Below are 22,925 nucleotides of genomic sequence, written 5' to 3'. Positions count from 1 at the left end.
TTAGCTCATATTCCTCTTCATTTCCTTATCCTCAATTTCTTTAGTATATATTCCCCGATTTGTTGGCCTTGTTTTTGACCATTTTCGATAGCGGGGCGATAGTGAATGCCACCGTATAAGCGACTAATGGCCGCTTCTTCGGCTGCTTGATTGAATGATTGAAACTGACGCTTGGGAAGGCCATAAGGGACTTCGGTCGCATCCAAAAACGCGATATTATCTCCAAACCATGATGTTAGTACAACAGCTACCGCCGACGAAATGACACTGTGACCGCTCGTATATTCGGGAAAAGGCGGTGTTTGGAGTAAAGGCCGCCATTTTTCGTCGATGTAGGCGTTGATATAAGTCTCAGGGCGAATGACATTAGAACGGTATTTTTCGTCCCAACAACTGACAAAACCTTCAAATAAAGCGATCGAAGTAAGTGTATAGGCGGCGCTACTTTTGAGCATATCGGCCTGCTTTTGGGTAGCTACTTGTCCCGCGATAGACAACCAATGTCCGCCCGGAGAAAGCTTTTTTGTGCCAAAATTAAGGTGGCCTTGGGTGTTGAGAAAGAAGGGGTTACAATCCCAAAAGTTAGCAATGAGGGTTTGTTCGGGTGTTAAATTTATTCCCGTTTGTTGCACTTCTTTGGCCAATTTATAAAAATCACTGCTAGGCTGCGTATTGAAAGGGGGATTGGGTAGGGGTTTGAATTGAGCCGCCGAATCGAGTACGAGTGTTCGGATGCGGTTCCAATAAGGTTCAATAGCAGCCATATAACCCGGAGGGGTAGGCAACCACGCCCCTGCACGTTTGATAGGGGCATAGCGACGCATGGCACGGGTGGCTTTGTAATTGTCTTGCGAACTCCAAGCCAAAATATGCTCGGCGACTTGGCGGCCATAGGCGCGGGACGCTTCTACGATAGCACTATTGTACCCTTTCTGTTGGAAACTTAGCCAGATTTTAGCGACTTTTTCATCAAACATTTGTTCTGAAAAAATCATACTACGGCCCGTGACCAAAAATGCTTCGAGCGAGGCTATTGCTGGGTTAAGAGTTTTGGGAGGAACAGGCACGGCAGAAAGCTGCCGAATTTGACCAGCCAGTGATAGGTAGCCTGCCGAAGGAGTAGTTGCTACGAGGGCTTCGTAAGCCGCCACATGGGCGTACATATATACCCGTGAGGCTACTGGTGGGCTGAGAATATCCGTCACAATTACATCTGTAAGGTGTAAATGTGCTTGGTGAAAAGTAGCAGTTTCGAAAGCGGTATCTTGTGCCTTGAGGTGGGAAAGGCAAAAACAAGCTATCAACAATATCAATAGGGCTTTAGGCCAATGTAGGGTAAGCATAGGAAATATCACTTAATTTCAAAAATCTTTAGCTTGTCGTTATTCTGACCAATTATTAGCCTTTGCGAACCCTTGGCTGTTTTGATAAAAGTGGCATAGCGGGTATCTCCATTGGCCCAAAGACCACTTTGGGTAGGTAGTAAAGGGAGAAAGTGGCCTTGGCCGTTGCCTTTCATCAGAAGACCAAAACTAGCATCGCAAGGCCCCATTTGTACGCGATAAGGGTGAAAATTGCCGATGAATAACAAATCTTTGTGATTGTCGTGGTCAAAATCTTCGTACAAAATACTGCTAATCCGCGAAAACTGTGCTTCTATGGGGAAGGCTTTGAAGGTAAATTTCCCTTTGTCATTGATAAAAACACCCGATGCCAATTGCCGACATTTCACGGCTTTGGCAGAGGAAAGTTGTTTGGAAGAATAAATATCTTCTATGGTAGCATTGGCGTAAAGGTGATAACGATTGAATTTTTTCCGTAATGGAGTCACTTGATCCAGCAACTCATCGCGGGAAGCGGCAGGGTAGCTTTTGCCTTGGATAAAATAGCTCCAGATAGGATCAATGACACCGTCGTCGTTGATATCGGCGGTGACGATACTCATGGGTTCTTTGTCAGAGGCTTTAAACTGATTGTTGAGTCCGGCGTTGCCAGCTATGATGTCTATGTCGCCGTCATTATCAATATCGGTAGCCAAGAGAGATGCCCACATTCCTTCGGTATTGGCTAGTCCGCTTTGGGAAGAGATTTCAGTAAACTTACCATTTTTATTCTGAAAAATACAGACAGGCATCCAATCTCCTGCTATTATCAACTCTGGATATTTGTCATTGTTGAGGTCGCTCCAGATAGCACTCTGCACCATTCCAATGAGACGTAAAGAAGGGACTATTTGGTCCGTAATATCCGTAAATACAGGAACATTACTGCCTTTTTTGGTATCATTTCTTAATAAAAAGCTAACCGAAGGCAATGGAAAGAAGCCAGCTTTTCCGCGTCCACCCACAAAAAGGTCAAGGTCACCGTCTTGGTCAAAATCGGCTGCTGTTACTGCCATTTTGCTATCGTTCATGGCTGGGAGTGCGGCGCTTGCCCGCTGAAAATTCCCTTTACCGTCGTTGAGATAGAGGCGGTCTTGGTATTCGGGAGAGCCAGATTCGTATTCGTTGCCACCACTCACTACGTATAGGTCAAGGTCTTGGTCGCCATCGGCATCAAAAAACAAGGCATTGACATCTTCGCTTGCTGCGTCGGGTTTCCATGCTTGCTGAGGACTACGTTGAAAATTCCCGTCGGAACGCTGTAGCCACAGCTCACCCATTCGTTCTACCGCCCCTCCCAAGAAGATGTCTTCCAAGCCGTCGCCATTGACGTCCCCTTTAGCTAAGGCAGGGCCCAAACGCGAAAGTTGATAAGGAATAAGCACCTCTACTTTGAAATCAATAAAGTCGTTTTCAATATGTTTGAAAGGAAGTACATTGTCCGCATTTAGTTCTGTAAAAATTCCTTGGTTAGGCGAAATCGTCAACGCAGAAGCTTCGGTGGTTGATTGTTGGGTTATTTCAATGGATTGATTAGCAGGTACATTTTGCAAAAAAGAGCGTTTGCCATTGGGCCAATACACGGCTATTGACTTAGCCGCTGAGTGAGTTCCTAACCCAAAACAAAGTAAAGGCTCTACCGAAGCTTGGTAGCCTCTTATGGGATACATTTCTTGGTATTGTTTACCTTCAGCCGTTTCGATGACGACTTTCGCCCCCAAGGCCATCGTGTTACGCTCTGTACCTATAAGCTTGATTTTGAGGAAATTGTTTTTTTGTTGTTGGGTTTCGTTTTGATTTTGATAAATTGAAACCGCTTCATTTTGGTTACAAACCACCAAATCCAAATCGCCGTCTCCGTCAAAATCAGCGTAAGCGGCTGCCGTCGAAACCGATGGATTGGTGATACCCCATTCTTGGTTTTTTTTAGAAAATGTTAAATCACGATTGTTATGATATACATAATTGACGAGGCGGTTGGAAGGCATTTTTTTGACTAAATCGTAGGTTTGGAAATCAAGAATACCCCGTGAAGCATAATTGAGCTTGGCTTCGGCAACGGTATATTTCATGAAATCCATATCGGTAAAATCGCGTAAGTAGCCATTGGACACAAACAGATCTTTCCAGCCGTCGTTGTCAAAATCGGCTAAGAGACCTGCCCAACTCCAGTCGGTATTAGAAATGCCGGCTAGTTGGCCTATTTCTGAAAACGCCGGAGTGGTTTTTGCCTGATTTTCATCTACTCCTTTTGGCTTATTCCCAAGGTTCAACTGGAGCATATTACGCATATTTTGGTGATAATAACCGCTGTCTATCAGGAGTTTGTATTGGTCATATTCATCGGGCCCTTTGAGCATTTTCTGGCGTTGATTATCTTCGGGAAGCATATCAAGCGTAAGTACATCGGGGAGCAGGTCGTTGTTGTAATCGGCTATATCGACCCCCATCGAAAATTTGGAAATGTGTGCCATGCTACTTCTTAACGACTCTTTGAAGGTGTCATCTTTTTGGTTTAGATAAAGGCAGTCTTGCTCGGTATAATCGCTGGTAGAGTAAATATCGGGCCAGCCATCGTGATTGAGATCCGAGACGACTACCCCGAGTCCAAAATTGAGGGGATTGTTGATAATCCCCGCTTTCAAAGTCACATCCACAAACTTACCGTCTTCATTTTTTAGCAAACGATTGCCAAAACGCATGTCAGGAGTAGAGCGAGTAGTACGGGTATTGAGCAGGGGGTTGTAAGTATGGTTGGAATGGTTGAGTACAAACACATCCAAATCACCGTCAAGGTCATAATCCAAAAAAGCGGCTTGGGTGCTTTGAGTTCCGGGTAGGTCTAAGCCCAATTCGCGCGCACTTTCTTTGAATACAGGTACACCATTTTGTAAACCTTGATTGATAAAAAGCTCATTGACGAGTTTTTCGGCAGGAAACTTGCCCGAATGACAGACGTAAATGTCAAGCAGCCCATCTCCATTTATGTCCACTACACTCACGCCAGTGCCCCAAGTACCATTGCCAGCCACACCTGCTGCTGACGTAACATCTTCAAATTGGAGGTTTTTGCGGTTGAGGTAAAGTTTATGCGTGACTGTATTGCCCGAAAAAAACAAATCTGGTAGACCATCATTGTTAAAATCGCCTACACCTACCCCATTGCCATTGTAAAGGTATTCGTATTTGAAAATGTGGAGAGAGTCATTTTCTGTAATGGTATTGATAAAATTAACGCCTGTATGAGTAGGAGAGAGGAGTTTAAAAAGTGGTAGTGAATTTTGAGGCTGCTGCGTAGGAGCATCAACTGGCGCAGGTACAAATTTCCAATCAGGCGACAAATCGGAAGGTAAAAGCTTGAGAGATAGCAAGAAAACTATTCCAACAGAGCTGAGTAAATATCGATTGAATCCAGTCATAATTGCCAATAAGATGTTTATTCCCAAGTTTTATTTTCGTCCCCCTCTTCATAAGGTACATATACTAGAAGCAACGTGAGCATTTCTTGGTCGCTTCGCATATCGCCATTTGAAAGCACAAGCTTTGGCGGTTTAAAAGGGTTAGCGGGGTTTTCGGCGGTATTGTCGTAGGTGCCGTCGATATGGATAACTGTACCACGTTTGAGAATGACGGGCTGTTGATAACGATAAAGTTCTTGCCATCTAAAATCCCAATTAGGGATATGTACAAGCGGAATGGTATCTCTCGAAAGATTCATGGCGTAGGCTTTAAATTCGGCTCCGATTTGGTGCATATGTGGCCAAATGTAAAGCAGTGAAATATCTTCGTTGCGATTGGTCACTTGAAGATGATGCGTAGATTTGTCGTTGGCAAAAATCATAAGGGGTGGGTCGATGTCTTTTTGGCCGATGCCCCCCGAGCCTAAACTAATCACTTTGACGGTACGCTTGATAGGTTCGGTTTTGAAGAAGAAATTGACTCCGTTAAAACTTTCTGCGTCTTTGCCCGATGGTCCGAAATGAATCGTAAGCAGAATTACCCCACGACGAGGCATTTTCCAGCCTACTCCCGCTGGATAGGATTCATAAGACGACCCCGGAATCCAGCCGCCATAGTACACCATTTTCTTTTTGTAGGGGAGCCATTGGTCGTAAGTGTATTTTTCGTCAGTGCCAAGGTTTATTTGGGAGACTGTATTATGAAGATCTATGGTAGGGTCTTCCACCGGGTGGATGGCGTAGTTGGCATGATGTATGATTTTTTTGTTGTTTGATACAAATTCCACTGCTTCTACATTGGCTTCGGTAGGGAGCTCAAAGGGAATTTTAAATACCATAAAACGTTCTTCTCCATCACCTTTTTGAAGATAAGCCTTATCCATTTTGAGGGTCAAATCAGGCTTGCGATGATAAGCAGTACCTGCATCAGTGCGGTCGAGGAGCTTTTTCTCGGCATCGAGGTTGATTTTCCCTTTGGGCATATCGGTGTCTATCCATGCCACAATGGTCTGAATTTGGGAATCACTCAATTGTCTTTTGTTGGCAAAATGAGTGTAGTTGTCATTGGCACGCCAAGGGGGCATATAGCCAGATGTGATTACTTTTTTGATGAAGTCCGAACGTTTGCTGATGTCTTCATAAGTAATCAGGTTGAAAGGTGCAGCTTCTCCCGGACGATGACAACCCGCGCAATTGGCATGAAATATGGGTTGTATATCTTGATAAAAAGTGATTTTTTGAGCAAAAGAAGATAAACCAGAAAGACTTATTAGTAAGACTTTATAAAAAGAACTATACATGTTTGACTTCCAAAATCGCATAGTAAAAGTAGTTTTTATTAAAAAAGGTTTTGCATACTTAACGAGTCTCGGCGGTGATTGCCTAAAAGCATCGCAAAAAATGCCTACTGCTTAAAACTTAGTGCCTAAGGCTAAGTAGCTGCGAAAATAGAATAATATTAAAGATACAAAATGCGCTAGTAATGATATAATAGATTTTTCTGCGGAGATTTCTTTGTATAATAGTTAAAAGTGAATTGAAAGAAAAAAATTCCGAGATAAAGCTATCTCGGAATTTCGACTACTTACCAAAGTTCAACTCTAACGTTTAAGATTATTGTTGATCCCACCATACGCGGCCAGTAGCATCTTGAGGGTCGCGGCCCCATCCTGTGATGGCTGCCATGGCATCATAAGCGCTTTTCTTGTTGGTATAGTTAGGGTCAGTTGTGTTCAATAAGCCGAGTGGTGCGCGGCGTGGAAGGCCCAATACAGCCCCATTTGAGCGCATATCAGGCAAAGCCAAAACAGATGTCGAATTGGGGAAACCTGTTCTTTTCCATACAGCCCAGCCTTCATTTACTTTGTTGAAATAATTGATATAAGCTTGGCTAGCGATTTGTTCGATGGCTTTAGCCGAATTGAAAGCTACTTCTGGGCGAGCCAAGTAAGCATCGATTTCACCGGCTGTAAGAGCAGTATAGTTTTCAATTTTACTTCCTTTGGCTACCTCATCAAACCAAGTGATAGAAGATCTTACCCCTGCTTCGTACCAATCTTTAGCAGACTCAGTAGTGATAGTGCGAGCCGCCAACTCTGCACGCATGAAGCAAAAGTCAGCGTAAGTAATTACAGGCAAATAAGAAAGACCATCTCCTACACCATTGCCGCTGTTGAAGGCTGGCTGGAACAAGCGAGGTTGAATATTTGAAAGGGTATCAACCGATACTTGCTGACCTGCTACCGTAACAGTACGAGGAGTATAGAAAGCGCGGCGATTAGTTGCTGTTTGCGCTTCGTCAGGGCTAGTAAAGCTACCCACATAGCGACGAGCGTTTTCTTTCGTACCAGCCGGCAATTGACCAGCGGCAATCAACGCATCGATGTTTGTTTGTGAATAGCGGTTAGGCGTAAAGAACGCATCCAAACGTGGGTCTTTGGTATTCCACATGAAGTCAACCAAAGGTTTAGAAGCTCTAAAACCATCAGGGTTCCAGTTTCCACCGCTTGTAAAATCAAAACGACCTACAAATACCCATCCGTCAGCGTTTGAGGTCATCAAGTCGGCTGGAGTAGCCAATACTTCTTGAGCGATTGTACGGGCCTTCGCAGCATCACGTTTGATGAGGCGAGTTGCGATTTTCAAACGGAGTGCATTGGCAGCTTTAACCCATTTGGTAGCACTTCCTGCATAATACTGATCGTAAGCAGCAGGGTTGATTTGAGCTACTGATTGGGTAGTTTTGAGGACAGTAACAGCCTCTTTCAAATCAGCATCCAACTTGTTGAAAAGCTCTTGTTGGGTGTCATATTTAGGCGTGAGGGTTCCACCATAGCGAGCAAGGAATGCATCCGAATAAGGAATGCTACCATAGATGTCACTCACATAAAAAGCATAATAAGAACGCAAAACACGGGCCATACGAATCATGTGCACATATCTAGGTTGCTCGGCTTCTGGAAGACGCTCTACAAGCTTTTCTAAGTCATAGAGTACATTTCCAACACCGTTATAGAAACGACCGTAGCGTTGCGAAAAATTATCGACGTTGGACGTAAAAGCTAGTTCGTTACCGTTAGGACCTGTATTATATTGCATCCAAGGCATGATACGGCGATAAGTATCATAATATGCCTCGAAATCTTGCGAGTGTAAGCTGATAGTTGCGTTGAGTAATTGGTTCTCTGGCGGTACGGTTGAGAGTGCATCAGGGTCTTTGTTGATGTCTACAAAGCTTTGCTTATCGCAAGAGGTACTCACAAATCCCGCTACCAACAAACCAAGGATTGTTTTATATGACCATTTCATAATTATCTGTCTTTAAAAAATGTTTTGAAAAATCAGCAACTAAAGGCTGAGAATTAGAAACCTGCGTTAAGTGTTACACCAATATTACGAGAGAATGGCAAGCCGCCGTATTCGGCAAATTCACCTGGGCGGTTAGACTTCAAACCTTCAGGGTTGATACCATCAGGTGCAGTACGGTACAAATAGCCCAAGTTACGACCTACTACACTTACGCGGAGTGATTGGAACTTGATTTTGTTAACAAATTTGGCAGGTACATCATAACCAACTGAGATTTCACGAAGCGATACCCAAGAGTTTTCGAAAGTAGAGTATTCGCGAATACCTGATGACCACTGTGTAAGGTTTTCGTAGTAGTTACGAGCAGGGATAGGAGTAAGGTATCCTTTTTGTACGGCTTCTGCGTAGCTCATACCCCCTAAGTCGATGGTTTGGCCATCCTTAGTTACCTTGAAACCATCAGCTAGTACACCTTCTGGAATGATACCGTCATCACGGCGTACACCTTGAGCATCCGTAAATTCTACACCACCGAGTTCTTTGTTACGACCAAACAAGCTACGTGCAAAGTTTCCAGATTGTGAACCGTATTGGTGGGTAGCTGAAGCCATCATACCGCCGATTTTTGAGTCAACTTGGAGCGTCAAATTGAAATTTTTGTAAGAAACGTTGTTAACGTTGCTCAACAACATTTTTTCCATGATACTACCGATTTCTTTTTCACCTTGGCCATAAGCACCACTACGCATAAAACCAAGATAACCTCCCGAGCCGCCACTCACTGAGCCAATTACACGTTGTCCATTGGCAGGGTGAGCCACAGGATTTCCGCTAGCATCTTTTCTTTGATAGGTAGCAAAAGCATAAGACGTAACGATAGTTCCGTAATCTTTACCTACGCGAGCTACTGAGGCCATATCAGCACCAAAAGCTAAGTCTAATTGATAGCTATTAACTCCTTCGGTGAGTTCAAGGATTTTGTTGCGGTTGCGAGTGATATTCAAAGAAGTATTCCAACGTACATCCTTAGATTTGATAGGAGTAGCAGTAATCATCAACTCAATCCCTTTGTTTTGGATTTTACCAGCATTGATGATACGGCTGCTTACACCCGCTTCTGAAGTTACAGGGATACTCAAGATTTCGTTGGTAGTAAGTTTGTTATATACCGTGAAGTCGATACCAATTCGGTTGTTGAAGAAACGAGCATCAAATCCTAGTTCCCACTCACGCGCTAGACGGTTGCGAAGCGCATAGTTAGGAAGAGTGTTGTCGCGGAAACCTGAGCGTTGTACGGATCCTGTAGGGAAGTTATAAACACCACTTGGATTATAAATACCAGTACGGTTAAGAGACCATGGGTCAGTGTCAGCACCAGTATAGCCAAGGCTAGCACGAAGCTTACCAAAGCTCAACCAAGTGGGCAAGTTTTTGAGGCTCTCAGTTACGATATAAGAAAGACCTACTGAAGGATAGTAGTATGAATAATCTCCGCTACCGTCGGCATAAGTCAGGGTAGATGAGAAGTCCATACGATTACTGAAGTTGAAAGTCAAATAATCTTTGAAAGTCAAGTCTCCATACAAGTATACTGCATCAGTACGTTTCGCTGCGATAGGGCTAGTGGCAATTTCGACACGAGTACGGGCGTTGGCAAGTGAGTAAATTTCAGGTAAACGAAGTCCACCTTCCGTCCAAGTACGATAGTTACGACCACCCAGTAGACGGTTGGTCTCAGCACCAGCAGCAACGTTAAATTGGAAATTGTCTCCAATGTTACGGTTCGCACTCAACACTGCTTGCAAGCGATACTGCGAGTCATCTTGTGTACGTGTTTGATAAAAATCGTTACCAGAGAAACGAGGGCCGTCTCCACGGTTTTTGGTTTCTGCTTTGATCAATTGGTTTTGTACGTTTCCACGTACCAAAAGATTTAACCAAGGAGCAAGGTTGGCATTAAGGTCGATATTGGTACGGAATACTTTCTCGTTTTGAAGCTCATCTCTCTCAAATGTTTCCCAGAAGAAAGAAGTAATGTTGTAGGGGTCATTGACACCTTGGCGACGACCACCCGCAGTAGGATCCACGTAATTGTTAGCCCAATAATTGATATCAAAGCTACGTGGACGTCCAAATACAAGACGGAACACAGGATTGAAGTTACCTCCTTGACGAGCAGGGTTCGTTAGATTGTTGTCAGTATAGTCGACGGTTGCATCCAACGTAAAGATTTTACCAATCTTTTGAGTGGCTCTCAAGTTGAAGTTGTTACGACTTAGCTCTGTTCCTGAAGGCATGATAGTGCTATTGTCGAGGCGAGAATAAGCCGCCCGGAAAGTAGTAGTTTCGGTACCTCCTTCAATGGCCACGTTGTGGTTGGTATATTTACCAGTTTGGAAGAAATCAAGCGGATTGTTGGCAACGTATGGTACCATCCGTCCGTCTAAGTCACGTACCATTTGACCTTGCATACGAGGGCCATAAGAGTAGCTCCATGCACCACCTACGCGATCGATTTCATCCACTCCGTCAGCACCTTTGGGGAAGGTAGGGTTGATACCAGCACCAAATTGGTTTTGAAGATCAAGGAAACGGTATGCTTTTTCAAAAGAAGAAGTGTGGTTGTAAGTAACCCCAAGTCCTTTTTGAACACGTCCTTTTTTGGTTTGAATCACGATTACCCCATTCAAGGCTTCTGACCCATACAATGCGCTTGCACCAGAACCTTTCAAAACGGTCATCGACTCGATGTTATCAGAGTTGATGTTTTTCATGATGTTACCCATATCTTGGGCCGCTCCCCATGAGTCAGCACCAGAAGTACCTGGACGAATCAATACCCCGTCAATCACGAAAAGAGGCTGAGTGTTACCGCCTAAAGAGGCATTACCACGGATACGAATACGTGAAGAAGACATTGGGCCACCAGTACCTTGGTCGATGTGTACCCCAGCTACTTTACCTTGGAGGGAGTTGACGACGTTGGCGTTGTTGGCACGAATAAGGTCTTGTCCTTTCACTTCTTGCACTGCATAGGCAAGCTTGCGTGTTTCTTGTTTTACCCCAAAACCAGTGACAACTACTTCGTTAAGTGTTTTTGTGTCTTCGTCGAGTACTATTGTCAAAGAAGTACTGTTACCTATCTCTTTTTCTTGTTTCAAAAAGCCAACATAGGAAAAAATCAAGGTGGCATTGGTACCAACGTTGATTCTAAAGTTGCCATACTGATCGGTAATGGCGCCATTGCGAGAGCCTTTTTCAATAACACTTACGCCCGGAATTGGCTCGCTCTTAGCATCGCGTACAGTACCTGTCACGGTACGGTTGCTCTGCGAAAAGGCTGATATACAGCCAATCAAAAGCAACATGCACACAAGTAGCGTTTTTTTCATAAATGATGGATTGTTTATAAGGATTAGTAAAAAAAAATAGAAAAAAATAGTTGATGAAACGAATTTTTGGAAAACTTGTAGAATTATTTTACAATAATAAATAGATTATGAATGTTGGACAAGAAATTTAATAAAAAAATATTTTTAAAATAGATTCATTTGTAAAAAAAATTAATATTACATTTATGAATCCAACCATAAGTATTTATTTGGTATATTAATCTTAATAGAAGTATTATGTTTGATTCCACTACATCGTCTGAGGCCGATATTTTCCCTAAAACGTCAGTAGTTGATTATAAAAAAAGTCAACATCGACGTCGTATTCTCACTGAGCTTTATCGTTCAGGTACATGCTCTATTGCCGAAATGGCGAGAGTAATCCATAGCAGTGTGCCTTCGGTCACGAGTATCGTGGAAGAAATGGTCGAAGAAAAGTGGATTGTACCCGTAGGAACGGGCGTCACCAAACAAGGACGTAAGCCAGTCTTGTTTAGCCTAAGTACCGAGCGCTTTTACATAGTTGTATTAGATGTAAGTACGCACGATACCAAAGTGCTGATTATGAATCTCAAAAATGAGGTAGTACTTCGGCGCGATTTTAATCTAAAGCTTGAAGACTCTCCGCAGTTTCTCAATCACCTCATCGACGTCACAGAGCAGGTATTGAAAGAGTCTGGTATCAAGTATAGTGATTTTATGGCAATGGGTGTAGCCGTAGCCGGCCTTGTGGATACTCGTAAGGGTTTTAACTTTACCTATCGTAGTCTCAACCAAAGCGAGAATTCTTTTGGGACAATGCTTGAGAAACATTTCAGTTTTCCAGTGTATGTGATCAATGATACCAAAGCTACCACTTTGGGTGAGCACCGTTTTGGACTAGCTCAAGGCAAAGACCACGTATTGGCTATTTATATTGATTGGGGGGTAGGCTTAGGAGTAATTCTTAATGGGGAAGTGTTTCAGGGAGCTTCTGGTTTTGCGGGAGAGCTTGGGCATATTCAAGTAGTACCCAATGGAGAACTATGTCATTGTGGCAAAGTAGGGTGTTTGGATACCATTACTTCTGCGGCTTCTCTCATAAGACGTATCAAAAAAGGACTAGGTGAAGGACGAATCTCTAGGTTGTCGGTGATTGAGACCGATAAAATCGACGCCGAAACGATCATTGACGCTGCTTGGCAGGGTGATTCGTTTGCAATAGATATTCTTCATGAAATCGGGATGGAGCTGGGCAAAGGGCTCTCGATTGCGATTCATCTCTTCAATCCCGAAATTATCATCGTAGATGGAATTGTGGCCAAAGCGGGGGCCTTTATTACCAACCCCATTGAGCAGGCTATCAACAAATATTGTCTTACAGACTTTAGAAACAACCTTAGCGTCGTAATATCGCAGCTAGGTCAGGAAGCCAAGTGGCTTGGTACCCAGGCTTATGTGGTAGAAAAAGTAATTGATTTTTCTTAAATTAAAACGGTAGCATCCAAGATACGTAATATCATATAAGTAAGATAGGCGGCTTTTGTAGAGCTGCCTTTTGATTTTGGTAGGGGCTAAAGCAATAGAAGTTGAGCCAATAGATAATCCGCAATCAGCACTGCTATGCAGCTATTAGTAACCGCAGCAGTGGAAGCTTGGCCTACTTCTAAGGCACCGCCTCTGGTAAAGTATCCTTTAAAAGAAGAGATAGAAGTAATCAGAAATGCAAATACAACCGATTTGATAAGGGCAAAAGGAATGTTGAATGTGCGAAAATCGTATCGTAGTCCAGTGACGTAATCTTCGGGGGAGATGACATTGGTGGCCACTCCCGCTAAATACCCGCCTAAAATAGAAAGAAAGCCCGATAAAATAACGAGCATTGGAAAAGTCACTATCGCCGCTACTATTTTGGGAAGTACCAGATACGAAACCGAATTGATTCCCATTACTTCGAGTGCGTCGATTTGCTCTGTAATACGCATTGTGCCAAGCCCACCAGCGATGTGGGAGCCTACTTTTCCCGACAATACTACGCACGTAATCGTAGGAGCAAATTCTAAAATGCTGCTATCACGTACAATGAGTGAAATAATGTAGTTAGGAACAAAAGGGCTAACGAGGTTGTCGGCAGTTTGTACGCAAGTCACTGCTCCAAGGAAGGTGGCAACAATCGAGACAATAAAAACGGAGTTGATACCGATTTCAATGCACTCTTCTAATACTAACTTTACGTAAACTTTAAACTTTTCACGGTTACGGAAAAGGTTGCCTAAAAAAATAAAATAATTTCCTAACGTTTTCATAGCAAAAAAATTTAGACGATAAGCGCTGCCTCTTGGACGAAGCTGCACTTATCGCCTAACATATCAAGTGCATGTAATTAATCCTTGATAAAAGGATAATCTTCTTGTAAATATATATCTGTATAAATCTCAGAAGCATCAGGCCAAGGAGATTCTTCTGCAAACTTCACAGACTCTTCTACTTGTTGTTTCACCTTTGCGTCGATTGCCGCGATTTCTTCTTCGGTGGCAATACCATTGGTGAGGATTTTTTCTTTGATAGTCTCAATAGGGTCACGTCTTTTGTATTCTTCTACCTCTTCTTTTGTACGGTATTTTTGGGGGTCAGACATTGAGTGACCTCTATAGCGGTAGGTTTTGAATTCCAAAAACGTAGGGCCTTCTCCGTTGCGAGCGCGTTCGGCGGCGCGGCTTACGGCTTCATGTACAGCTTCTACGTCCATGCCATCTACTGGCTCAGAAGGCATATCGTAAGCTTCACCTATGGTGTAGAGGTCAGTCACGTTGGAAGTACGAGTTACGGAAGTACCCATGGCGTATCCATTGTTTTCAACCACAAAAATGACTGGTAGTTTCCAAGTCATAGCCATGTTGAAGGCCTCGTGCAAGGCACCTTGGCGTACAGCTCCGTCGCCAAAAAGACAAATACAAAGGTTTTTGGTTTTGTTGTACTTCTCTGCAAATGCAATTCCCGCACCCAATGGAATTTGAGCTCCTACAATACCGTGGCCTCCTACAAAATTTCTTTCTTTGTCGAAGATGTGCATCGAGCCTCCTTTGCCTTTGGTAGTACCGGTCGCTTTTCCATAAAGCTCAGCCATGATTGCCTTGGGGTCAGTGCCCAATGCCAACGGAATTCCGTGGTCGCGGTAGGCCGTAATCCATTTATCATCTTTGGTGAGGGCAGTGACACCCCCCGAAGAACAAGCCTCTTGGCCAATATAAAGGTGACAAAATCCGCGTATTTTTTGTTGACCGTAGAGTTGACCTGCTTTTTCTTCAAACTTACGCTGAAGGAGCATAGACTCATACCAGTACATATATCTTTCTTTGGGGTGAGTAGTTTTGGCTGGTGCCGCTTTGGTTTTGGTTGCCATAGTGTTAAATTCGATTTGTGACGTTGGGCTTCGGAGAAGGGGCATTCATTCTTTCTCTCATAATTGACCCTTATCCAAAGTCTAATGTTTTTATCTTTGCCCCGCGAAAATAAGCATAAAACCAATCAATGCCACAGCTATACCTAGAAAAACTCCAATTGTCGTTTTTTAAGAACTATGAAGAGGGGACTTTTGAGTTTTCTCCGCGTCTCAATTGCTTCGTAGGGGAAAACGGTAGCGGTAAGACCAATTTATTAGATGCGATTTATTGGTTAGGACTTACCAAAAGCGCTTTTCAGGTACAGGATGTTTTGAGTATTCAGCACCATGCCGATTTTTTGATGGTAGACGGTATCTTTAAGAAAGGAGCCAAGACAGTTCAGATTACCTGTAGTTTACAGCGTGGGCAGCGAAAAGTAATACTTTCAGACAAAAAAACCTATGAGCGTATCAGTGATCATATAGGGGAGTTTCCTATCGTATTAGTAGCTCCAAACGACACTGATCTCGTTAGAGAGGGAAGCGAAGAGCGCCGCCGTTTTTTTGACGGGGTATTGTCCCAATTGGATTCTTTTTATTTGCAAGATTTATTACAGTATAACAAAACCCTTGCACAGCGAAATAGCATTCTCAAAATTTTTGCGGAGCGACAACAATTTGACGATGTATTGTTGGATACCTATGATGAAGCACTTGTTGGGCTTGCCAATCGTATTTATGAACGCCGTCAGCGGTTTTTAGTGGAGTTTGAGCCGCTAGTGCAGCGATACTATGCGTTTTTGGGGGAGAGCCGCGAAGCTATTACAATTAAATATGAATCAGAAGTCGAAGACCTAAGTTTTAGGGATAAGTTTAGGCAGCACCGGCAGCGGGATTTGCAGCTACAACGTACCCTGATGGGTATTCATAAAGACGATTTTTTGTTTGAAATGGATGGCGTCGCCCTGCGAAAGTTTGGTTCACAAGGACAGCAAAAGTCTTTTGTGTTGGCCTTGAAATTGGCTCAATTTGACTGTATTGCGGTCGAAAAAGAGATGAAGCCTTTGCTGCTACTTGATGATATTTTTGACAAATTGGATGACCGACGCATCCAGAAACTTATCCAACTGATAGAAGACAATACCTTTGGACAAGTTTTTTTGACTGATGCCCGCCCTGAACGGACGGAGGATATTCTTAAAGGAAAGCGCATAGATGTAAAGTTTTTTAGAATAGGATACTAGTCGTTGAAATAGTACTTTGAATGGACTTCAATAAAAATACAAAAAGCAACCCTTTTAGAGCTGCTTTTTGTATAACAACAATCTATATAAGAATATCCTACACCTTCTGCGCAGGATTGCCAAATACCCTGCCGCCGGCAGGTACGTTTTCGACTACTACTGACCCTGCACCTACGCTGGCACCTTGCCCGATTTTAACGCCTGCAATCAAGGTTGCCCCTGCCCCAATGAAGGCGTCGTTTTCGACGATGACCCCGCTTCCAATGACGCTTCCTGCGCCGATGTTTACATAATCTCCAATGGTAGCTCCGTGGTCTACTATAGCCCCCGACTGAATGAGGTTATGATGACCAATGCTTGCTTTTACATTGACGACGGCGCGGGCTGCAATAAGGTTACCATGCCCGATTTCCGCTAAAGTCGAAACAACCGCTGTGTCATGAATGGCATTGACGGGCATGATATGACGGCGATCGTTGAGCATCTCTACCAGATTGCGTCGTAAAGAACGCTCTTCAACGGCCACAAAAGCTTCACATTTTTTTCCAATCAACTTCAAAAAACCGTCGTCATCGGTACTGCCTAACACGAGGTATTGGTCTATTTCGGTATTGTGTAAAGAGGTATTGTCGTCGAGAAGGCCATAGACGACTACATTGTTTCTTTGAAAAATATCTAACGCGACTAAGCCTAAGCCAGTGGCACCAAAAATTAATACGGGATTTTCCATTCAATAATCAGATTTATGAGGCATTATCATGAATGTCTCTTTTGAGTAAATATTTAATGATGTTTTGGTCGCTAAAGTTCCTGATATAGGTAGTGTTATCAAAATATTACTAGCTATTTTAAAAATTAGCAAAACGATAAATCCTTGAAAATGAATAAGTAAAAGAAATGTATTTTTTTTGATAGCATGAAAAACACAACACATTTTCGGACAATCGTTATTTCAGATTTGCACTTGGGGACGGGCGGTTCCAAGGCCAAAGAAGTAACCAATTTTCTCAAACACTATAAATGTCGCAAGCTAATTCTGAACGGTGACATCATCGACGGCTGGCAGCTTAAGAAATATGGCGCTTGGAAAAAGAAGCATACTGCTTTTTTCAAAACAGTATTGAAAATGATGGACGAATATGATACCAAAGTAATTTATTTACGTGGTAATCATGATGATTTTATGGATCAAATCATGCCTCTCAAATTAGGCAAACAGTTTCAGATTCGGAAAGATTACGTTCTCAAATCAAAAGACAAGCGTTTTTATGTCACGCATGGGGATGTGTTTGATAGTATTACTACTAATATGAAATGGATAGCGTATCTGGGGGATATGGGTTATACATTTTTGTTGTGGGTCAATAAGTTATACAATCACTATCGTACTTGGCGAGGGTTGTCCTACTATTCATTGTCGCAGGTGGTAAAGCAGCGCGTAAAAGCGGCGGTGAGCTATATCTCAGATTTTGAGGAAAAACTGACCGAGCTAGCCAAATCTCGTAACTGCGACGGGGTGATATGTGGGCATATTCATCAGCCCGCAATTCGACAAATTGGGGACTTGCTTTATATGAACTCTGGTGATTGGGTAGAATCGCTGAGTGCCTTGGTAGAAGATGAGGAAGGGGAATGGCACTTGGTGTATTACAACGAACAAGAAGTAAAAGAAGTAGCTGAGCCTACGATTTCGGAGTTTTTTGGGAGGAAAGAAAGACTCGCTCAGGTAAGTTGAGAATTGAGGTTTTGCAAAAAAAGCCTACGCTTAATGCAAACGTAGGCTCAAAGCGTGCGGTGTAATGAAAGCTATTTTTTTTCAGGAAATGGGATGATTAGCTTTTCACCACGTTCGGCAAAATTTTTAGTCTTTTTGTTGGCAGCCATCAACTGCTGCACTGAGATGCCGTATTTGTCAGCTACTACGCGTAAAATATCTCCGGGACCTACCGTGTGAATAGCTTGCACGCGTATTTTGATGCGCGTTACGCCCGACTTTACATCTTTGCTTTCATCTTGAATGCTAGGATTAAGTCCCTTCAGGGTATTGCTTTTGATATTATAGCGATTAGCAATACCATAAAAAGTCTCTCCTGCTTGTACCGTATGGGTAATTTCCACCCCTCCTGGGTCTACTACTACTTTTTTGGGCTCTTCTACCGGTTTGGTTTCAGTAGGTTTTGAGGTTTCTTCTTCGAGATCAGGTCGTGGGGTTTTGGTAGCTATTTCTTCTTCTTTTGGAGGAGGAGGTAGCGTTTCGGACGAAGTTTCCTCTGATGCTTCGGTAGTAGCAGGAGGCTGAGCGAGCTGACCATCGTTGTTAGGAATGGGCTGCAATTCCCGACCTGTGGTATCAAGTGGTGTGTTGAGTAACTGATCAACATCGGCGGCATCGTCGGCGATATATTCATAACCTACGTACAACAATCCTGCAATCATCAATACTAATACGCCTAACGAGAGGTAGGGCAATTTTGAAGATTCTTCGGGACGACGATTTCTATTTTCGTTTTCTGACATTTTCTTTTAAATGAAATTTACAATGATGCGTTGAGTAAGATTCTTATTCTCTCATAAAGATATTACTCAGATTGTTTTAATGAAATAAACAAAAATTTATGCCCGATATTTTTGGGCTTCCGCACTCATTTCTTCGACTTTGACTTTGAGAGATTCTTTGTAAGCAAATAAAGTATCTGCTACTTTCTCATCGGACGACCCAATGATTTGGGCGGCTAGAATACCGGCGTTGCGTGCTCCATTGAGGGCTACCGTGGCTACGGGTACACCAGAGGGCATTTGTAATATAGACAATACCGAATCCCAGCCATCAATAGAATTGCTACTTTTGACCGGTACGCCAATGACGGGCAAGGTCGTGAGTGACGCCACCATTCCGGGCAAATGAGCTGCGCCACCTGCTCCAGCAATAATGACCTTTAATCCTCTCAAACGGGCGCTTTTGCCATATTCGACCATCTTTTCGGGAGTACGGTGGGCTGAAACTATATCAATCTCGTAATCGATTCCAAATTCTTTTAAAATGTCGGCAGCTTCTTGCATGACTTTTAGGTCAGAAATACTACCCATGATGATTCCTACCATACTCGTACTATCGGGATTTGTGCTATTATACGGCGTTTAGGCTAGTTTGTCAAGTTTGGCACCGTATATATTTTGTTTTTTACTAACTTTGCAATGCAAAAATAGTATTTTTCTAATGACTAACGAATTAGAACAAACCATAATTCAATTAACAACGCCTTTTTATGCTATATTAATTGGATTGGAAGCACTTTTGAGTCATTGGCAGCATCGCCATTTTTATACGTGGAGAGATACTTTCACCAATTTCTTTTTGATGCTTTTCAACGGAGGCATTGATCTTGCTTTTCGGGCGGTGTATGTGGTGGTTTTGGCGTGGTTTTATCAATACCATTTTACCGAAATTACCAACGTGTATGCTTATTGGTTATTGCTGTTTTTGGCCGAAGATTTTGTGTTTTACTTGTTGCACGTGGTAGACCATTATTGTAGATTTTTTTGGGCAGTGCATGTCACCCATCATTCTTCCGAATTTTTCAACTTAACTACCGGCTTTCGTTCTTCAGTTTTCCAACCTTTGTATCGGTTTGTTTATTTTATCCCTTTGGTATTGGTAGGATTCAAGCCCGCCGATATTGTATTGATGTACTCTATTACTCAGACTTATGGCATCATTGTACATACCAATTACTTGGGGAAATTGGGTTGGTTAGGGTATATATTTGTGACTCCTTCTCACCACCGTGTACACCATGCCTCCAATACTCGCTATCTCGACAAAAACATGGGGATGTGTCTTATCATCTGGGATCGTATTTTTGGTACTTTTCAAGAAGAGTTAGAAGACGAACCCGTACGGTATGGTCTTACCAAGTCGTTGGAAGACACTAGTTTGGTCAATACAGTTTTTCATGAGTGGAAGGCTATCTTCAAAGATTTAGGAAAAAAAGTAGACTGGAAAACCAAACTCAAATATGTATTTAGCCCTCCCGGATGGTCGCATGATGGTAGCACGATGACCAGTAATCAGCTAAGAGAAGCTGAAAAGCAATCAAAGCTTAAGCCCGAAGAGATGATTCACGGATGATGAGCGATGAGGGTAGTATCAGATTTTCAAAAGCTAAAGTACGATCTTTGATTTCTCCCAAAAAAATACGAGATGCTTCTGCTCCAATCTGCTTGCCAGGGCGCCTGACGGTGCTAAGTGGGGGCGAAATATAAGCCGAAATAGGAGAATCGTCAAATCCGACGATGGCTACTTGCCTAGGTACTTCAAACCCTTGCTCGCGTACTACATACATAGCTCCAATCGCTACTTGGTCGTTGACTCCAAAAATCCCATCTGGAGGAGAGGGGAGTTCCATAAAACGTTGGGTGGGAATGACTGCGCTATCTACTTTGAAATTGGTGTTGGCGATGAGGTCTTCATTGATAGGGAGCTGATATTTTTTGAGACAATCTAAATATCCATTGAATCGTTGCTCCGTCACCGCCAAGCCTTGAGGACCTTTTAAATGAGCAATTCGTTGGCAGCCCATTTTGATTAAGTGCTCGGTGGCGGCAAATGCACCGTAATAGTCGTCAATGGTGACTCTACTGGCTTCAAATCCTCCATATTCGCGGTCGATAAAAATCAACGGAACTTTGCGCTGAATGATACTTTCGAGGTGCTCGTAGTGGCCTGAGTCGTAGGTTTCTTGCGAAATTGAAAGAAAAATCCCTTCTACTCGATTGGCTAGGAGTTTTTCTACGTATTCTTTTTCCAGAAGATAACTCTCATTGGTGACGCAGATATTCATCAAATAACCTTGAGGCTGTAGCATCGACTGCAACCCGTCGATGATGGCGGTTTCGTGCTGATGATTGAGCGTTGGGACAATCACACCCAGCGTACCTGTGCGTTTGTTGAGTAAGCTAAGCGATACCGAATTACGCTGATAACCTACCTTTTGGGCGTATTCTTGTAGGTTTTTGCGGGTATCTTCATTGATAAGGGGGTGATTGTTTAATGCCCTAGAGACCGTTGAAGGAGAGCATTTAAACTTACGAGCAATGTCTTTAATCGTGACGGGGCGGTCGGTTGGGGGCGTTTTCATGAGCTTGTAATAGAAGCCCTAAATTAAGTATTTGGTGATTAAAAATAAAGAGCGGTGTCGCCGCTCTTTATTTTTAGAATTTCAAGGTAGTAGGCAAGTATTTCGCTGCCAAATCTTCGTAATAAGGACGAAGCTCTTTCCAGTTGGGAGGAGTGGGAGCTTTTGAATATAAGTCGTAAGGGTTAAACAATTTTACCCATTTGAAGTATTCGTGGTCGTGAGCATCCATGAGGTGATTGTAGGCTTGCTCGCGGTGCTGTGCATAAAATGAGTGATAGCGAATCATATAAAGCGCCGACTCTGGCAAATAATCTTTTACCATTTGATAAAGATACTCGTCATGGCCCCACGACATGTGTACATTACGTAAGCCGCAATTAGGCTCATATACACCATATTGGGTATTGTAACGTTCATCTTTTGAATCTGGATTGGCTTCAAAAAATTCGGGATAAACGATTCTATCAGAGTGCTTGCAGCCTACCGGGAAAGTATCTCCCACAACCGCCCATTGTGGCTCACCAAACAGACAAAGCACTTTGCCCATGTCGTGTAGCAGGCCCGTCAATACAAACCAATCAGGATGGCCATCGGCGCGGATAGCTTCTGAAGTTTGGAGAAGGTGCTGAAGCTGGTCAAGCTCAATATCTGGATCTGAGTCATCGACAAGGGTGTTTAAGAACTGGAAAGCATCCCATACGGGCATTTCTTTTTTATCGAATTTTAAGAATTCCCGTTCTTTTTCCATCACAAAATCATAAGTTTGGTATTTGTGATTGAGGCGATAAAACTCCGTAACTGTGTCGCGGCCAGGTTGGTCGTAGTTACGAAATTCTTCTTTGGCTTTGGCTTGGGCTATGCTATCAGGGTCTGGATAACGCTTCAAAAGGTCATCTTCCCAGTCATCTAAACTTGCTAAGGGTGCAATTTCGGCATTACTATAAGAGGTGGTGCTCATTTGAGTATGTTAGAGTAAGTTATATCTTGATATAGATGTTTGTGACTGAGCAAATATACATTATTAATATTTGAAGAAATAAAGCCAGAAATAAGAAAAACTAATGCAAACGTTTGAAAAAAAATATTAGAATGTCTCCACAATAAAGATGTTATTTGGGCGAGCTACAGAAGTATAGGATATACCAGTAGTAGTTTTTAGAAATCATTGATGAGACTTTGCCTTTTCCAGTCTTTTACAAATAATTTTTTTCAATCACCAACTATCAGAATATGTTTACCAATGTCGAACATTTAGGGATTGCCGTCAAGAGTATTTCCGCTTCCGACGATTTGTTTTCCAAACTTTTTAATGTGGCTCCCTACAAGCATGAAGCCGTAGAGACGGAGGGAGTGATGACTTCTTTTTTTAAGATTAATCAAACAAAAATTGAGCTTCTGGAAGCAACCAATCCTGATAGTCCTATTGCGAAGTTTATTGAGAAAAAAGGAGAGGGGATTCATCATGTCGCTTTTGAAGTAAACGATATTGTAAGTGAAATGCAACGACTTAAAGATGAAGGTTTTATCCTTCTTAATGAAACTCCCAAACAAGGCGCTGATAATAAGCTAGTTTGCTTTTTGCATCCCAAAGGTACCAATGGCGTACTCATAGAACTCTGCCAAGAAAAGAAATAACGGACT

At 42.8% G+C, this 22,925-nt stretch carries 17 protein-coding genes; 5 read left to right on the top strand and 12 right to left on the bottom strand.

Going from position 1 to position 22,925, the window contains the following annotated elements:
* Window positions 1-17 precede the first annotated feature (17 nt).
* The 5 genes from G563_RS0119335 to G563_RS0119315 form a co-directional block, all read right to left on the bottom strand.
* Complete coding sequence (locus tag G563_RS0119335; RefSeq protein WP_028666751.1) at window positions 18-1,343, bottom strand: vanadium-dependent haloperoxidase; 1,326 nt, start codon at window positions 1,341-1,343, stop codon at window positions 18-20.
* 8 nt (window positions 1,344-1,351) lie between these two features.
* Window positions 1,352-4,801, bottom strand: coding sequence for a VCBS repeat-containing protein (locus tag G563_RS35315; RefSeq protein ID WP_084650913.1), 3,450 nt, complete (start codon window positions 4,799-4,801; stop codon window positions 1,352-1,354).
* A 17-nt stretch (window positions 4,802-4,818) separates the two neighbouring features.
* Complete coding sequence (locus tag G563_RS0119325; RefSeq protein WP_051211081.1) at window positions 4,819-6,141, bottom strand: c-type cytochrome; 1,323 nt, start codon at window positions 6,139-6,141, stop codon at window positions 4,819-4,821.
* A gap of 313 nt (window positions 6,142-6,454) precedes the next feature.
* Window positions 6,455-8,149 (bottom strand): SusD/RagB family nutrient-binding outer membrane lipoprotein, encoded by a 1,695-nt coding sequence (locus G563_RS0119320; protein WP_028666749.1) that lies wholly within the window; start codon window positions 8,147-8,149, stop codon window positions 6,455-6,457.
* 53 nt (window positions 8,150-8,202) lie between these two features.
* Window positions 8,203-11,541 carry a SusC/RagA family TonB-linked outer membrane protein gene (locus tag G563_RS0119315; protein ID WP_028666748.1) on the bottom strand — a complete coding sequence of 1,113 codons (3,339 nt, stop codon included), beginning with the start codon at window positions 11,539-11,541 and terminating at the stop codon, window positions 8,203-8,205.
* Window positions 11,542-11,778: 237 nt separating this feature from the next.
* Here G563_RS0119315 and G563_RS0119310 point away from each other — a divergent pair, with 237 nt between their 5' ends.
* Window positions 11,779-13,008, top strand: coding sequence for an ROK family transcriptional regulator (locus G563_RS0119310; protein ID WP_037327535.1), 1,230 nt, complete (start codon window positions 11,779-11,781; stop codon window positions 13,006-13,008).
* A gap of 86 nt (window positions 13,009-13,094) precedes the next feature.
* Here G563_RS0119310 and G563_RS0119305 read toward each other — a convergent pair whose 3' ends face one another.
* Together G563_RS0119305 and pdhA are read right to left on the bottom strand one after the other, a co-directional pair.
* Complete coding sequence (locus G563_RS0119305; protein WP_028666746.1) at window positions 13,095-13,826, bottom strand: MlaE family ABC transporter permease; 732 nt, start codon at window positions 13,824-13,826, stop codon at window positions 13,095-13,097.
* A 77-nt stretch (window positions 13,827-13,903) separates the two neighbouring features.
* Complete coding sequence (pdhA, locus tag G563_RS0119300) at window positions 13,904-14,923, bottom strand: pyruvate dehydrogenase (acetyl-transferring) E1 component subunit alpha (RefSeq protein ID WP_028666745.1); 1,020 nt, start codon at window positions 14,921-14,923, stop codon at window positions 13,904-13,906.
* Window positions 14,924-15,051: 128 nt separating this feature from the next.
* Between pdhA and recF the strand changes: the two genes are divergently transcribed.
* Window positions 15,052-16,146, top strand: coding sequence for a DNA replication/repair protein RecF (gene recF / locus G563_RS0119295; RefSeq protein WP_028666744.1), 1,095 nt, complete (start codon window positions 15,052-15,054; stop codon window positions 16,144-16,146).
* A 97-nt stretch (window positions 16,147-16,243) separates the two neighbouring features.
* On the opposite strand, the gene G563_RS0119290 is transcribed toward recF, so the two are convergent.
* On the bottom strand, window positions 16,244-16,876 hold the full coding sequence (locus tag G563_RS0119290; RefSeq protein ID WP_028666743.1) for an acetyltransferase: 633 nt from the start codon (window positions 16,874-16,876) through the stop codon (window positions 16,244-16,246).
* Between the two features lie 186 nt (window positions 16,877-17,062).
* Between G563_RS0119290 and G563_RS0119285 the strand changes: the two genes are divergently transcribed.
* Window positions 17,063-17,881: a UDP-2,3-diacylglucosamine diphosphatase gene (locus tag G563_RS0119285; protein WP_028666742.1), complete on the top strand. Its 819-nt coding sequence runs from the start codon at window positions 17,063-17,065 to the stop codon at window positions 17,879-17,881.
* Window positions 17,882-17,952: 71 nt separating this feature from the next.
* Here G563_RS0119285 and G563_RS0119280 read toward each other — a convergent pair whose 3' ends face one another.
* Window positions 17,953-18,663 carry a LysM peptidoglycan-binding domain-containing protein gene (locus tag G563_RS0119280; protein WP_028666741.1) on the bottom strand — a complete coding sequence of 237 codons (711 nt, stop codon included), beginning with the start codon at window positions 18,661-18,663 and terminating at the stop codon, window positions 17,953-17,955.
* 96 nt (window positions 18,664-18,759) lie between these two features.
* Window positions 18,760-19,248 (bottom strand): 5-(carboxyamino)imidazole ribonucleotide mutase, encoded by a 489-nt coding sequence (gene purE / locus G563_RS0119275; RefSeq protein ID WP_028666740.1) that lies wholly within the window; start codon window positions 19,246-19,248, stop codon window positions 18,760-18,762.
* Between the two features lie 115 nt (window positions 19,249-19,363).
* On the opposite strand from purE, the gene G563_RS0119270 reads away from it, so the two are divergent.
* Window positions 19,364-20,275 carry a sterol desaturase family protein gene (locus tag G563_RS0119270; RefSeq protein ID WP_028666739.1) on the top strand — a complete coding sequence of 304 codons (912 nt, stop codon included), beginning with the start codon at window positions 19,364-19,366 and terminating at the stop codon, window positions 20,273-20,275.
* On the opposite strand, the gene G563_RS0119265 is transcribed toward G563_RS0119270, so the two are convergent.
* Both G563_RS0119265 and G563_RS0119260 read right to left on the bottom strand, forming a co-directional pair.
* Window positions 20,247-21,284 carry a LacI family DNA-binding transcriptional regulator gene (locus tag G563_RS0119265; RefSeq protein ID WP_028666738.1) on the bottom strand — a complete coding sequence of 346 codons (1,038 nt, stop codon included), beginning with the start codon at window positions 21,282-21,284 and terminating at the stop codon, window positions 20,247-20,249. The genes G563_RS0119270 and G563_RS0119265 overlap by 29 nt on opposite strands.
* 73 nt (window positions 21,285-21,357) lie before the next feature.
* Window positions 21,358-22,242 carry an inositol oxygenase family protein gene (locus G563_RS0119260; protein ID WP_028666737.1) on the bottom strand — a complete coding sequence of 295 codons (885 nt, stop codon included), beginning with the start codon at window positions 22,240-22,242 and terminating at the stop codon, window positions 21,358-21,360.
* 272 nt (window positions 22,243-22,514) lie between these two features.
* On the opposite strand from G563_RS0119260, the gene mce reads away from it, so the two are divergent.
* Window positions 22,515-22,919, top strand: coding sequence for a methylmalonyl-CoA epimerase (gene mce / locus G563_RS0119255; protein WP_028666736.1), 405 nt, complete (start codon window positions 22,515-22,517; stop codon window positions 22,917-22,919).
* Window positions 22,920-22,925: the final 6 nt, after the last annotated feature.

Source organism: Runella zeae DSM 19591 (assembly GCF_000423565.1).
Lineage (GTDB): Bacteria > Bacteroidota > Bacteroidia > Cytophagales > Spirosomataceae > Runella > Runella zeae.
The sequence above is the reverse complement of the archived record's forward strand: the minus strand, read 5'-3'. Positions and strand labels throughout refer to the sequence as shown.